Here is a 14,765-nt window from a genome sequence, read left to right as displayed (position 1 = left end):
GTTGGACGATCGTCTAACTCAAAATCGCTTTCCGCGTCGTGAAAGGCGTATCTTCAATGATACCTATTGTTGCGAACTAACAGAATGCCTGAAAAGCACGCGAGCAAAGCATATTCTATCAATAGGATGTCTCCGCCGTTTCAGGGAGCCACAGGCTCAGTTCATCTTCCAGATACCGGTCAAATGACAAATCCCACGATGTTCCGGGCCAGAGAAGTTGTAGCTGCTTTTTCCGGGGCCGGTAGACGGCGGTGTAGAGCGTGCCAAAGCCCGATTTGAACGCCGTGGAATAAAGCGGCGGGCGCAGGAAGGCGTCGATAAAGCGTTTTTCGCTTTCGGGGTGCTGGTTGAGGCGGTTCAGCAGGAAACGCTCGCGCTCCACGGTGGCGGTAAAACGCGCGTGTTTGGACCATTCCACATGGCCCTGATGATTGGTCGCCACCGGCACGTCCGAGATTTGCGGATGTCGGTCCGGCGCCAGGTACACGGTGTTGTGGGTGTGTTCAGCGTCCAGAACGGTGACGTTATAGCTCATGTGGCAGGGAATGCGGCACAGGGTATCGACCGCCTCCTGCGTCGTTTCGCAGGTTTGCAGCACATAGCGCAGGATCAGCGGTACGCCGAACCCGTCGCCCACCTCGCGCCGTCCGCCGAAGGTCAGCGAGACCGTCAGGCCAGCATCGTTAATCCCGTCCAGCAAGCCCAGAATACCGTCGCTCATGCCGATCACACCGCGCCCGTCCCAACGGGTTTTCAGCAGGGCGGCATCAAATGTTTTCGGATGATAGTCATAATTGCGCACCAGAAACGGAGACTTTCCACGCCAAACAGCCTGGCTGCAGCCCGACAGATATTTCGGCGGGCAGTAAAAGCTGAGAAACCGCGCCTGGCTGTCTTTGCCGCCCACAAGCTCAACCGCTTGTTCATAAAGCGGCAGAATCTCTGGCATGTGACGCTCTAATGCCCGCAGGCATTCGCGATAGGTGGGGCGCGCCGCATACCCCTCTTGCGCCCACCATTTGTGGTAGGCGGGCCAGTATTCGGCAAACAGCCCGGCCAGCTTGGGGCCGGGCTGTTCTTCGTCGATTGAGCGAAAAACAAGCGCCATTGGGCTTTCTACATGATTTTGAACGCAGGGTCTTCCATCGGCTGCGCCGCTGGCAGCGGCTCTGCCGCATAGGCCGAGGTGATGCCGTGGATCCATTTCTTCGACTTGTCAGTCAGCTTGAAGCCTTTGGTCATCGACCGGCCCCGTGTCACCAGTATGCCCAGATCGGCCCCCTCATAGCGGTAGTCGCCGACATTCGAGATGCGCAGGAAAAACGCCTCATTCTCGCCCACCGCGCGGCGGTGATAGTCGAACCGGTCAAACACCACACGGCCATCTTCGAGCATCTTGTAGATGCCCGATTGCGGCGCCTGGGTGATACGATCCACGCTGTCATCGGTGTGTTTGATCACCATCTGCGACCAACTGTCGATCATGTCCGGGTCGGCCCAGCGGGCGTTCAGTTCCTCGACATCCAGCTTGAAGGGTTTCTTGCTGAACTCCAGGAGGTGGAACAGGAACAGCGGCGCATCGGCGTGGGCAAAGGCCGCGTGATTGGTCATCGAACTGGCCCCGGTGATACGCGGGTTCAATTCTCCCAACCAAAGCTCACCGGTCTTTTTGTCGATCAGGAAGTCGAGCTCGAAATAGCCGCGATAGCCGGATTTGCGCAGTTCCTCGCCAAACTGGAAGGTCAGTTGCCGCGCCTGTTCGCGGGCTTTGGGCGGGAATGCGGTCGAGAAGATCTCATTCCCGCACCAGCCGCCACGATAAGGGGTCAGTTCCTTGAAGCCCACAAGCTCGGTCATCAGCGGGCCAACGATGGTGCCCTCGGACGTGGCACAGGCCTCGATCGCCGCACCACGACAGTCGATCCGCTTCATGATCTTGATCTCGCCCTCGCCGACGATCTCATCCTTGTGTTTGTTGAAATCCGCCTCGGACTTGATGAAGAAAGTGGTGTGGCCGCTGTCGCCAAAGGCCGATTGCAGCACCAGATCGTGCCCCAGCCCGGCCTTGTCGCAGATCTTCTGCAGATGGTCATAGCTTTTGACCACGCTCAAAGTGTTTGGCACCGAGGGCACGCCGGCTTTGTTGCCGATGCGGACCGTTTCGATCTTGTTGTCGCATTTGGTGCGCAGTTTGGCCTTGGGGAACCACAGCTGGCCGCCCAGTTCCTTGACCAGCTTTTCGGTCGTCTCATCGAACATCAGGAAGACAAACTTGGGCTTGCCACCGCGCCGTTTGACCAGATCGATGACCTCTTTGTGCTGCAGCAGATAGTTGTTGATGTCCTCGATGGACTGGAACTCATCATGCGGCATTTCAGAAGGCACAAACACGTTCGGATGTCGCCCGTCAAAGCAATCCATGTAGCAGATATAGGTGAAATTCATCACCCACTCATCCAGCCCCAACAGGTTGAAATTGGTCGCCGATACAAAATAGATCGGGTCCTTGTTGGTGTGGAAATACCGGCGAATTTCCGAGATGTTCTTGAGCACCTTCTTTGGCATGATTGTTGTCCTCCCTGACCCCTTAGGGGTTCTTGACTGATTTCAAAGCGTCTTCGGTAAAAATGCGCAGGCCCAGATCGGCGCGGAAACCGTGGATTTCCGACACGTCAAGCTCTTGCATGAATTTCAGGATTTCCGGGCTGATCACCTGCCCCGGCACCAATATGGGGAACCCTGGCGGATACGGGATCACAAACGTGGCCGAGACCATTTCCTCGCCCGCTTCCAACCGTTCCAGCATGTCCTTGTCCGGTTCCACGTAATCGCAATTGTCCTCGTCATAAGACAGGAAAAACGCGGTGCGGATGTCGCCCGCTTCGGTGCCTTTTTCACAGCGGAACGCATCGTGGAAGCGGCTGAAATCCGGCAAGGGCGGGACATGTTCACTCAGGTTCCGGACGCGTTTTTCAAAGGCGCGTTTTTCCATCTTGGACGCATCGTCCATCAGATCGTCAAGCTCCTTGGCGATCTCGACCAGTACCTCGATCAGATAGGCGACAGAACTGCGCGTGGTGCCGATATTGGTCATGAACAGCACGGTATTGCGCGAGGTCTTGTTGATCTGGATGCCGTATTTGTCCATCAGGATCTTGGTCTTGAACGTATCGCCATCCCAACCTGTCGCACCCACATGCAGGGTGATGCGGGTGGCATCCAGAACGAATTCGTCTTTGGCCCAGCAATCCCAGACATCAGCCCAACCCTGATCGGGATCGAAATAGCTGGTCATGCCGCTTTCGCGATATTCTTCAGGGATCATGTCGCCCGCTGTGACCAGCTTGAAGTACTTTTTCAGCAACGGATGGGTCGTCACCGCCCGCCGGATCGCCATGGCGCTTTCGACCTGGCGCTGCACAAACTCGTAGCCTTCGATCTCGACCTGCCGGCGCCCCACATCCAGCGAAGCGATGATCTGATAGTTGGGCGAGGTCGAGGTGTGGGTCATATAGGCCTCGTGAAACGCCTCTTCGACCGCGCCTTTGAACTGCTGGTCGTTGACATGGATCATCGAGCCCTGCCTGAGCGCGGTCAGCGTCTTATGCGTCGATTGCGTCGCATAGACCCGCACTCGGGCATCGGGGGGTGCAATCAGGCGAGTATCTAGCCAGGCCTCATCGTCCTTGCCGTCCAGATCCTTTTGTTGGGCCGCGTAGGCCTCGGCATGGTCAGCGGTTCGGAACTCTTCTCGCAGGATATTGGCCGAACGCATCGCGGTACGCACGCGGGTGTTGGGCGCAAATCGGGCATAGCCGAACCAGGCCTCATCCCACAGGAACACAAGGTCTTTTTTGATCGCCAGACATTCCTGCATCACGCGCTGCACGTTATAGACAATGCCGTCAAAGGTGCAGTTGGTCAGCAAGACCATGCGGACCTGATCCAACTTGCCCTCTGCCCGCAGGGCCAGCAGCTTGTGCTTGATCTCTCGGATCGGCACCGCGCCATACATCGAGTAGTCATGCAGCGGGTAGCTGTCCATGTAGACCACGCTCGCCCCGGCCAGCACCATGCCGTAATGGTGCGATTTGTGGCAGTCGCGGTCGACCAGCACGATATCACCGGGCCTGACCAGCGCCTGCACCACGATCTTGTTGCAGGTCGAGGTGCCGTTGGTGGCGAAATACGTCTGCTTTGACCCGAACGCCCGCGCGGCAGCCTCTTGCGCCTCTTTGATCGGGCCTTTGGGTTCCAATAGTGAATCCAGCCCGCCCGAGGTGGCCGAGGTTTCCGCCATGAAGATGTTCGAGCCGTAAAACGCCCCCATATCCTGAATCCAATGGCTGCGGCTGATGGACTTGCCGCGGCTGATCGGCATCGCGTGGAACACGCCAGTGGGCTGTTTGGAATATTCCTTGAGCGCGGTGAAGAACGGAGTTTTGAACCGCCGCTGCACCCCGCGGAGGATGTTCAGGTGCAGTTCCAGAAAGTCTTCCTGATTATAGAACACCCGTCGGCACAGACCCAAATCCAGCCCCGCAATATCCTCGGCCGAACGGTCGGTGATCAGATAGGCATCCAGCTCCGGGCGCAACATACCGATGCGGCGGCAGGTTTCAGGGCCGTATTCCGACGGCGACAGCGCATCCAGATCGGTGCCCTCGCCATACAGGCTGACATAGCGGCCCAGCACATTGGTTTCGTTCTTGGATTTCAGGCTCAGGCCCGGTCGCACGATGACCGCCTGCACATTCTGGTTGAACAGCACCCCGATCAGCGCGTCCTCGACGCTGGGAACCACGACGGTTTCGTAGATAAACGGGTCTTCGCTGCGGCGCATGCGTTGCAGGCTGGATTGCAAAAACCGTTCCTGATGCTCATTCACTTCGTCAACGATCATGACCTCGAAATAAGGTCGTCCCAGGGCACGGGCCTCGTGGGACTGGGTCGATTCATCCTCAAACTCATCGATATCGGTTTCGTCCGAGATCAGCGGAATGGACCGGCGTCGAAACGCGCCCGAGGTTAGCGCCCGCGACACGCGCCTGACCGCTGTCGAAAAATCCGTGAAATTTCCATGATCCAGCAACCGGCGCAGATAATCAAAAGCAGAGGCGCCGGGAAAAGCAAAATACTTCTCGATCGGCGCCAGGGCTTCCATCAGCGCGCGGGCGCGCTGAATCTGGTCGCTGTCGCGATGCAGCGCTTCTGCGGTTTCACGCAGTGCGCTCCATCTGTCGGCCCTCAGCTGTGATCCGCTGAAATAATCTGAAACTGACGGAATGGCTTCGGTCTTGGATGTGCTTTTCATTGTGTAATTGGTCCTCCCTACCAATACCCATCAAAAGTCCGACGATATCAGTCCGTTCCAGAACGCCCTTTGTAGACATAGAAATTGTCGGGTCTCGTCATCTCGGTTTCGGCATATCCCAGCGCGGTTCTGGGGTCGGAAACGTCGACACCCGCTGAATCGCCCCTCTGCGGAATGCGCAGCGGACCCAGCGTGTGCAGATAGGCGTCCGCCCCGCTGGTGCGGTCATAGACCGGGAATTCCGCCTCGCGGTCGCGGAAGCTTTTGAGAACCTGCCCCAGACCCTTCAGCCCGACCTCGCGCTGTCGGCGGACCTGATCCAGATCGACTTCAATGGGGAAAATGTCTTCCTGACCGGCGGATTGGTGCAGCACCGTGGCCGAAGGATCGACCACCAGCGACCGGCCCACGCCCCCCGCAGCCAGCCCGTTCACATCGAACACATAGCACTGGAACTGCGCGGCGGTGGCTTTGGCAATCGACAACTCGGCCTCGCGGTCGGTAGTGCCGGTCAGAACCGGGTGCAGCAGAACCTCGACACCCTGAGATGTCAGGTGGCGCGTGGTTTCAGGGAACCAGATGTCATAACAGATCGACAGGCCGAACCGACCCACATCCGGCACGTCGAAAATGCAGAACTCGGTGCCGGACGCGATGCTTTGTTCGTAGGGCTTGAACGGGAACATCTTGGAATATTTCGAGACGATCTCACCATCGGGGTTGATCACCACCGAGGTGTTGAAGATCCGCCCGTCCTCGTGTTTTTCAAACATCGAGCCGGGGATGAGCCAGATGCCATAGCGGCGCGCTGCGTCCTGAAACCGCGACAGGTCATCATTGGGGAACGGCTGTGCAAATCGATCCAGCGGACCATAGGGGGCCAATTCGCTGAAAAGCGCCATCTGGGTCCAGGGAAACCGCGCCATCATCACGTCAATTCGATGCAGCATGGCCTCAACATTCGACTGCAGGGCGCCGACATGCATCTGAATTCCGGTTATCGCAAAGGGTGTCATTGTATGTCTTCTTCTCTTATTTCCACCGATTGCAGCGACCGGCTTGGGCCGTCACATTTATCGGAACACAAAATCGGCAGCTTGCGCAAGCTTGGTCAAAGCGGGACCGAGGGGCGATGACATTCCTCAACCCGCCGCATCCCCGGTATCTTCGACACCTGCTGGTTCGACAAAATCAATGTCGTTTCGGACCCAGAAGAACCGAAAGCCGCAGCTTCGCAGCCATTTTTCCAGACGATCCAGGCTGGACCATTCCCGTCTGAGACCGCGCGTGGATTCAACCAAAGCCCATTGCCCGTCCACCAAGAAGTAGACCGTCCAGGTGTTGGGATGTGCCGAGTGGTTGGCAAAACCGCCGCTGACCACTTCGCGCGCGGTGCGTACGGCAACCGGATAATCGCCGATCCGGTTTTCGGCTGCGAGGATAGCCAGATCATTCTGGCGGATCGTGAAAGTTGGAAAAGGTGCGTCGTTCATGGTTTGCCTGTCAAAGAACACACCCATTCCGGTACCTCACGATCCGCCTGTATGACAACCTCGGACAGGATCACGCGGCTTCGGTCTGCTCTGCTGTCTCGGCAGCTTCGACCACGGCCTCGGCTTCGTGATCGTGAATGGCGCGCAGCAGCGCTTTGCGGCGTTCGCTGATATCCTCGGATTTCAGGTTCTCGATCCGGGTCGCCAGCGTCCAGATATGACCGAACGGATCCGCCACGGTGGCGCAACGTTCACCCCAATAGGTATCGGCAGCATCGGCAACCAGTGTTGCGCCCTTGTCCAGCGCGGTCGCCAGCGCGGCGTCGGCATCTTCGACATACATGTGGTGGCCCACCGGGATGACCGTGCCGGGAATGGTCGGAACATGCGTGCCCCAACCCGCAGTGACAAACAGCATCGAGTTGCCGATTTTAATGGCGGCAAAGCCGGGGGCCTCTTCGGCGTCATAAACCTGGATCTTGGCATCAAAGGCGTTTTCATAGAATTCCAGCGCAGCCGGAACGTCAGCAACCGCAAGCGATGCGGTGCATGTGCGATAGCCACGGGGCAAAGTGGCAGGCTTCTTTTTCATCTCCGAAATCTCCGAATTGGGCGCGGGTCGCCCGATGGAACATGCGGGGAAATTCCCGCACTATGGACTATACTGTGGATCAGATTCGCATTTTTGGCAACACTATGATGCATAGTGATGTGTCGCCCCGGCAACAGCTTAGAATGTCGGCGGGGTGCAGGCGCTGATGATGCGGCATTTTTCCGGACCGACCTGCCGGAACCTGTGCGGTGTGCGGCTGTCAAAGTAATAGGCATCGCCCGGCCCCAGCACCTTACGCCGATCACCGACGGTGACCTCGACCCGCCCCGAGACCACGATGCCGCCCTCTTCTGCCTCGTGCCCATACATCACGCGACCCGTGTCTGCGCCCAGGTCATAGGTTTCCTGAAGGATCATCATCGCGCGGCCATGCAGGTTTGACCCGACCTGCCGCAGCGACAACCCGCCCTTCCCGATCTCGGTCAGGTCTTCGGCGGCGTAGAACACGGTTTGCTCTGTTTCGATCTCGAAGGAAAAGAAGTCGGACATGCTGATGGGAATGCCCTGCAATATCCGGCGCAGCGCCCCGACCGAAGGGTTCATCTTGCCCGACTCAATCAGCGAAATGGTCGAATTCGGCACGTCCGATTTTTTCGCCAGCGCCCGCTGCGACAGGCCCGCCCGTTCGCGCAGGGCACGCAGGCGTGGTCCAAGGGTCAAATCATCCTGATCGGCGTTTTTCATGTTCACTATCCGCAACACTTTCTAGTGCCGGGACCGTAGATCAAGGGCTTACGATGGGCAAGAAACAGGCTTTCGCCTGAGGCTGTGGGCACTACAGTCACGCGGTCAGATTTACGGGCGCGCGCGCCCGATAACCCGAAAGGACGCAAGATGCTGAATGCTCAGATTGCTGAACGCCGCACCACCTCGATCGCGCAGGGCGTGGGTATGCAGACGCAGGTCTATGTGGACCGTGCCGCAAATTCCGAGGTCTGGGATGTCGAGGGCACGCGCTATATCGATTTCGCCGCTGGCATCGCCGTTGTGAACACCGGGCATTGCCACCCCAAGGTGATGGAAGCGGTGCAAAAACAGGCCGCGCATTTCACCCATACCTGCCATCAGGTTCTGCCTTATGAGACATATATCCGTCTGGCCGAGCGTCTGAACGACAAGGTGCCAGGGGATTTCGACAAAAAGACCGTCTTTGTCACGACCGGCGCCGAAGCGGTTGAGAACGCAGTTAAAATTGCCCGCGCTGCCACTGGACGCCCCGCCGTGATCGCCTTTGGCGGTGGCTTCCATGGCCGCACCTTCATGGGCATGTCGCTGACCGGCAAGGTACAGCCTTATAAGGCAGGCTTTGGGGCGATGATGCCTGACACCTATCACGTGCCCTTCCCGGTCGAACTGCATGGCACCTCGGTCGAGGACTCGCTGGGCGCGCTGACCAAGCTCTTCAAGGCCGATCTGGACCCGGGCCGCGTGGCCGCCATCATTATCGAGCCGGTTCAGGGCGAAGGCGGTTTCTACCCTGCCCCGGCCGAGCTGATGCGGGGTCTGCGCGCGCTGTGTGATGAACACGGCATCGTGCTGATTGCTGACGAAGTGCAGACCGGCTTTGCCCGCACCGGTAATCTCTTTGCGATGGACGCCTATGACGTAGCTGCCGACATCACCACCATGGCCAAGGGTCTGGCCGGTGGCCTGCCGCTGGCGGCGGTCACGGGCCGCGCCGATCTGATGGATGCGGCGCAGCCCGGCGGTCTGGGCGGCACCTATGGTGGCAACCCGCTGGGCATCGCCGCCGCCCACGCGGTGATGGATGTGATCGAGGAAGAAGATCTGTGCGCCCGCGCCAATGAGCTGGGCTCGCGCCTGAAACAGCGGCTGGAATCCATCCGCGCCTGCACACCCGAAATCGTCGACATTCGCGGCCCCGGCTTCATGGTCGCGGCCGAGTTCAACACCACCGACGGCAGCGCCCCAAACCCGGAAATGGCCAACGCGGTGCGGGCCGAGGCGCTGAAACGCGGATTGATCCTGCTGACCTGCGGCGTATATGGGAACGTAATTCGTTTCCTCGCGCCGCTGACGGTGCAGGATGAAATCTTTGCCGAGGCAATGGACATTCTTGAGGCCTCGGTCGATGCGGTGAAAGGAGCCTGAATATGCTGGATACCAAAGTGACCAAGCTGGATCTGAAAGATCCCGGCCTGCTGGAAACCCGTGCCTATATCAACGGTGAATGGGTTGACGGCGCGGCGACTTTTCCCGTGTATAACCCCGCCACCGGCGATCTGATTGCCAATGTAGCCGATATCAGTGTCGAAGGCACCGCGCAGACCGTTGATGCGGCTTATGCGGCGAAGAAAGAATGGGCCGCGCAAACCGGCAAGGAACGCGCAGCGATCCTGCGCAAGTGGTTCGATCTGATGGTCGAAAACGCCGATGATCTGGCCACCATCCTGACCGCCGAGATGGGCAAACCTTGGGCCGAGGCGCGCGGCGAAATCCTCTATGGTGCGTCTTTCATCGAGTGGTTCTCGGAAGAGGCCAAGCGCGTCTATGGCGACGTCATCCCCGGCCACCAGCGCGACAAGCGCATCGTGGTGCTGAAACAGCCCGTGGGCGTGGTGGGTTCGATCACGCCATGGAACTTCCCCAACGCCATGATCGCCCGCAAGGTCGGCCCGGCGCTGGCGGTGGGCTGTACATTCGTGGCGCGCCCCGCGACGCTGACACCGCTGTCGGCATTGGCGATGGCAGTTCTGGGTGAACGTGCGGGCATTCCGGCGGGTGTGTTCAACGTCATCCCCGGCACCGACAGCTCGGGCGTGGGCAATGAGCTGTGCACCAATGACAAGGTGGCCAAGATCACCTTTACCGGATCTACCCGTGTGGGTCAGATCCTGATGCGTCAGGCCGCAGGCACCATCAAGAAGATGTCGCTTGAGCTGGGCGGCAACGCGCCCTTTATCGTGTTCGACGATGCCGATGTGGATGCCGCCGTGGACGGTGCGATGATCGCCAAGTTCCGCAACAACGGCCAAACTTGCGTCTGCGCCAACCGGATCTATGTGCAGGCGGGCGTCTATGACGCATTCGCCGCCAAACTGGCCGAAAAGACCAAGGCGCTGAGCGTCGGTGACGGGTTCGGCGACGGCGTGACCACCGGCCCGCTGATCAACGACGCCGCGGTCGCGAAGGTCGAGGAACATATCTCGGACGCGGTCTCAAAAGGTGCAACCGTCACTTTGGGTGGCAAGCGATCCGATTTGGGCGGCACGTTCTTTGAACCCACCGTCCTGACCGGCGTGACCCGCGACATGGTGGTGGCCAAGGATGAAACCTTTGGCCCTGTCGCGCCCCTGTTCAAGTTCGAGGACGAGGACGACGTCGTCGCCATGGCCAATGACAGCGAGTTCGGCCTGGCCTCGTATTTCTACAGCCGCGATCTGGCGCGCGTCTGGCGCGTGGCCGAGGCACTGGAATCGGGCATGGTGGGCATCAACACCGGCCTGATCTCGACCGAGGTTGCACCCTTTGGCGGTGTCAAACAGTCCGGTCTGGGCCGCGAAGGGTCCAAATACGGCACCGAGGATTTCCTTGAGATCAAATATCTCTGCATGGGCGAGATATCCTGACCCCCCGGCCTTGGGGTCTGCCTCCAAGCGCCACGATAAGGACCGGGCTTCGCACAAGCCCGGTCCTTTTTTTATGACATGTTCGACACCACTTCGCTGAGCGTTTCTGCCCGACGGATCAGTTCGATGGACAGCTCGCCCGACTTGGTGCTGACACCATAAACGGCGATGCGCGGCAGGCTGTTATAGTCAAAATGATTGCTGAAGTAATACGCGCCGGTGTCATAGATCGCCACGTAATCATTGGGATCAAGCCGCGGGATCAGCACATCCTTGGCCACCAGATCAGCCGCGAAACAGCAGGGCCCCGCCACGTCTGTTTGCACCTTGTCCTCGGTTTTTAGCGTGCCATCCGGTGTGAAGCCTTCGACGCGAATGGGCCATGCCGCAGGCAGGAAAGCGGTGCGCGTCATGATCTGCGCGCCCGCATGGGTGGTCGCGATATGGCGCCCTCCGGCGTTCTTTGTGTATTCCACGCGGGTTGCCATGAACCCGTTCTTGGCGGCAATGGCGCGGCCAAACTCGGTTTTCACGGTGTATTTCCCGGTGAACAGCAATGGCACGTGCTGTTGCAGCACCTCGGCATATTCGGCAAAGGTCGGCTTGACCTCGGGCGAGGCAAAGTTGACCGGCAGCCCGCCCCCGATATCCAGCCGGGTGATCTGCTGTTCACCCTTGCGGGTGTTGATCTCTTCGGCGACGGCCACCAGTTCCCCGATACCCTGCGCCATCAGCTCCAGCGGGCAGCCTTGCGATCCTGCATGGGTGTGGATCGAGGTCAGCCAGGGGTATTTCAGATAGTAGTCGATCAGCGTCTCGCGATTGCCCGCATCACCAATGGGATAGCCGAATTTCGACGTGTTGGTCGCGGTGCTGGTTGATGAGATCGCGCCCGAGCCGATCTGCGGGTTGATACGAAAGCCGATGATGGCCTCGGAATTTGGGTAATCCTCAATCAGGCCCGCAACACGCTCCAATTCCTGTTCATTGTCCAGATTGAAGGCGATGGAATGTTTCAGACATTGCCGCAGATCGTCCATCGTCTTGGCCGGCGAGTCGAAGATAATCTTGGGGATATCGAACCCGGCGGATTGCGCCATGGTCAGTTCACCGGGGCTGGCAACCTCGGCCCCAATCCCGCATTGAGAGATTTTCATCAGTACATGGCGCAGCGAATTCGCCTTGACCGCGAAGGTGTGTTGAAAATTATCGGGAAACGCGGCGATCAGATCATTGATCGACTTTTGCAGACCATCAAGGTCCATAAAGCCCAACACGGTGCTTTCACTGTCCAAAAGCCGGTCTTGGATTGCGCGTTGCAGGATCTGATGCTCTCGGTTCATGGGCGGCTCCGGTCTTGATGGGAATGACTGTGCTTGAAATGAAAGCGGCGGCTCGATTGAGCCGCCGCGATCTAGGTCTTTTGGGCTACTGCCCCAGCGCCACACCTTCGCGGCGAGGATCGGCCGCTCCGATCAGCTGACCATCCTTGATCAGGATCGCATGCAGGCCCGAGTTCAGGTCGACCGTCTTGACCTCATGCCCCTTCGCGGACAGCGCCTCGGCAAAGTCCGCCGCTGCGGTTTCCTGCTCGACATCCATGCTGGAACCGTTGCGGTGCACGAAGTGACCGGTCTCGATGGCGTCCTGCGGATCCATGTCCCAGTCGAGGATCGCGATGATGGTCTTGGCCACATAGTTGATGATGCGGCTACCACCGGGCGAGCCGATCAGCAGATAGGGCTCACCATCCTTCATCACGATAGTCGGCGACATCGAGCTGCGCGGGCGTTTGCCGCCTTCGACGCGGTTGGCTACCAGACGGTCGCCATCCTTGGGCGCGCGGTCAAAGTCGGTCAACTCGTTATTCAGCAGGAAGCCCCGCACGAAGACACGGCTGCCAAAGAAGGTCTCGATGGTCGTGGTCATCGACAGCGCATTGCCATACTGGTCGCGGATCACGATATGGCTGGTGCCGGGACGATCCGGGTTCTGCGACGGCGCAAACAGCGCGGTGTGATCGCGCGGTGGCTCACCTGCTGACCGCTTTTCGCTGGCCGCAGCCGGGTCGATCATTTCCGAGCGCAGTTTCAGGTAGTCCTTGTCCAGCAGACCTTTGACCGGCACGTCAACGAAATCGCTGTCAGCCATATAAAGCGCGCGGTCGGCATAAGCCAGTTTGGCCGCTTCGGCGTACAGGTGCGCCAATTCGGCGTTCCAGCCGGTGCCCTTGAGGTCAAAGTTGTTCAGGATACCCAGAATCTGACCCACGGTCAGACCGCCCGAGGTCGGCGGGCCCATGCCGCAGACGTCATAGCCACGATAATCGGCACAGACGGCAGGGCGGATCTTGACCCGATAGGCGGCCATGTCTTCCAGCGTGATGTTGTTTTCCACCTTGGACGTGGAATCCGCTGCGGCCACGATATCCTCGGCAATCGGGCCGTGATAGAAGGCATCCGCGCCCTGATCGGCCAGAATACGCAGGGTTTCGGCAAAGGCAGGGTTCTTCAGCAGGGTGCCCTCGGTCAGCGGGCTGCCATCTGCGTTGAAGAAATATTCCTTGGCGCCGGGGAACACGTCCAGATAGCGTTCACGGTCGATGGTCGACTGGATCGAATTCGCCATACGTGGCGAAACCTCGAACCCGTTCTCGGCCTGTTCGATGGTCGATTGGAACAGCGAGGCCCAGTCTTTCTTGCCATAGAGGTTGTGGGTCACTTCCATCAGACGCAGAATGCCCGGCACACCCACGGCCTGCCCGCCCGAGATCGCCTCGGCAAACGGAATCTTCTCGCCCTCGGCGTTCAAGAACCGTTCGGGCGTGGCTTTGGCAGGCGCTTTCTCGCGCGCGTCAAAGGTGGTCAGCGTCTCGGATTCCGCATCCCAATACAGCATGAACGCACCACCGCCGATACCCGAGGATTGCGGTTCGACCAGGTTCAGCATCAGCTGGACGGCGATCATCGCGTCTGCGGCTGTGCCGCCTGCGGCCAGAACGTCATAGCCTGCCTTGGCGGCAATCGGGTTGGCCGCCGAGACCATGAATTCAGTGCCAGTGACCGAATCTTTGTCTTCCCATCCATAGCCATATTCCGGCGCAGGATCCTGCGCGCTGGCTGCGCCTGCGATGGCCCCAAAGGCCAGCGCCGCGCTGGTTCTCAAAAATGTCCTCATCAAAAATTCCTCCGTTTGATGACGAGAGTATTCAAAAACTTATTCACTGGTACTTTTGAACATTGCTGCCCCGATCCCAGAGGGATCAGCGCACCACATAAACCGAGACATCCGAGTGTCTGACCACCCGCGCTGCGTTCGGACCCAGCAGGTAATCCTTGAGGTCGGGCCGGTGCGCGCCGATGACGATCAGGTCGCTGCCGGCGGATTGCGCGGTATGCAAAATCTCTTGATAGGCGGTGCCGGTGGCCACGACATGGCGGACCTTTGCATTCCGCGCATCCCCCAGAACGGATTTGCTCAGCGCTTCAAGCGCCTCCTGCGCCTTTGCCACCGCCTGTTCATGATGTTCAGGCTCAAAGAAACTGCCGACGAAAGATTCACCAAAATCCGGCAATACGGTGACAATATCCAATTGCGCATTGTCGAGTTCCGCCAGACGCCCGGCCTGGCGCAGCACTTCGGCATCGGTCTCGGGTTTACCGGCATCCACGGCACAGAGGACGGATTTTATCATGGTGTTACCTCTTGTTCATTTGTGCGGGCTGCGCGGTTTTTTTGCAGGAAGGCGATGAGGG

Annotated in this window: 12 protein-coding genes; 2 read left to right on the top strand and 10 right to left on the bottom strand. The window is 59.0% G+C overall.

What is annotated here, in order from left to right:
• Positions 1-118 precede the first annotated feature (118 nt).
• The 7 genes from ACR0AG_RS17370 to ACR0AG_RS17340 form a co-directional block, all read right to left on the bottom strand.
• Positions 119-1,108 (bottom strand): C45 family autoproteolytic acyltransferase/hydolase, encoded by a 990-nt coding sequence (locus ACR0AG_RS17370; RefSeq protein ID WP_480841215.1) that lies wholly within the window; start codon positions 1,106-1,108, stop codon positions 119-121.
• Between the two features lie 8 nt (positions 1,109-1,116).
• A complete protein-coding gene (locus tag ACR0AG_RS17365; RefSeq protein ID WP_480841213.1) occupies positions 1,117-2,565 on the bottom strand; it encodes a biotin carboxylase in 1,449 nt (482 codons plus the stop codon).
• A 22-nt stretch (positions 2,566-2,587) separates the two neighbouring features.
• Positions 2,588-5,314, bottom strand: a complete 2,727-nt coding sequence (locus tag ACR0AG_RS17360; protein ID WP_480841211.1) for an aminotransferase class I/II-fold pyridoxal phosphate-dependent enzyme — start codon at positions 5,312-5,314, stop codon at positions 2,588-2,590.
• 47 nt (positions 5,315-5,361) lie between these two features.
• Positions 5,362-6,330 (bottom strand): carbon-nitrogen hydrolase family protein, encoded by a 969-nt coding sequence (locus ACR0AG_RS17355; protein WP_480841209.1) that lies wholly within the window; start codon positions 6,328-6,330, stop codon positions 5,362-5,364.
• Between the two features lie 126 nt (positions 6,331-6,456).
• Positions 6,457-6,807: a hypothetical protein gene (locus ACR0AG_RS17350; RefSeq protein WP_480841207.1), complete on the bottom strand. Its 351-nt coding sequence runs from the start codon at positions 6,805-6,807 to the stop codon at positions 6,457-6,459.
• Positions 6,808-6,877: 70 nt separating this feature from the next.
• Entirely contained in the window at positions 6,878-7,399 is a 522-nt protein-coding gene (locus tag ACR0AG_RS17345; RefSeq protein ID WP_480841205.1) for a VOC family protein, read from the bottom strand.
• Between the two features lie 138 nt (positions 7,400-7,537).
• Entirely contained in the window at positions 7,538-8,104 is a 567-nt protein-coding gene (locus tag ACR0AG_RS17340; RefSeq protein WP_480841203.1) for a cupin domain-containing protein, read from the bottom strand.
• 150 nt (positions 8,105-8,254) lie between these two features.
• Between ACR0AG_RS17340 and ACR0AG_RS17335 the strand changes: the two genes are divergently transcribed.
• Positions 8,255-9,532 carry a 4-aminobutyrate--2-oxoglutarate transaminase gene (locus tag ACR0AG_RS17335; protein ID WP_480841201.1) on the top strand — a complete coding sequence of 426 codons (1,278 nt, stop codon included), beginning with the start codon at positions 8,255-8,257 and terminating at the stop codon, positions 9,530-9,532.
• Between the two features lie 2 nt (positions 9,533-9,534).
• Positions 9,535-11,010, top strand: a complete 1,476-nt coding sequence (locus tag ACR0AG_RS17330; protein WP_480841199.1) for an NAD-dependent succinate-semialdehyde dehydrogenase — start codon at positions 9,535-9,537, stop codon at positions 11,008-11,010.
• A 71-nt stretch (positions 11,011-11,081) separates the two neighbouring features.
• Here ACR0AG_RS17330 and ACR0AG_RS17325 read toward each other — a convergent pair whose 3' ends face one another.
• From ACR0AG_RS17325 to ACR0AG_RS17315, 3 genes are all read right to left on the bottom strand, one after another.
• On the bottom strand, positions 11,082-12,353 hold the full coding sequence (locus tag ACR0AG_RS17325; RefSeq protein ID WP_480841197.1) for a type III PLP-dependent enzyme domain-containing protein: 1,272 nt from the start codon (positions 12,351-12,353) through the stop codon (positions 11,082-11,084).
• A gap of 85 nt (positions 12,354-12,438) precedes the next feature.
• A complete protein-coding gene (ggt, locus tag ACR0AG_RS17320) occupies positions 12,439-14,187 on the bottom strand; it encodes a gamma-glutamyltransferase (RefSeq protein ID WP_480841195.1) in 1,749 nt (582 codons plus the stop codon).
• An 85-nt stretch (positions 14,188-14,272) separates the two neighbouring features.
• Positions 14,273-14,704: a universal stress protein gene (locus ACR0AG_RS17315; protein ID WP_480841193.1), complete on the bottom strand. Its 432-nt coding sequence runs from the start codon at positions 14,702-14,704 to the stop codon at positions 14,273-14,275.
• Positions 14,705-14,765 lie beyond the last annotated feature (61 nt).

Source organism: Ruegeria sp. H6 (assembly GCF_056532975.1).
Note: the sequence above shows the minus strand (reverse complement) of the source record. Positions and strands in the feature narration are given on the sequence as shown.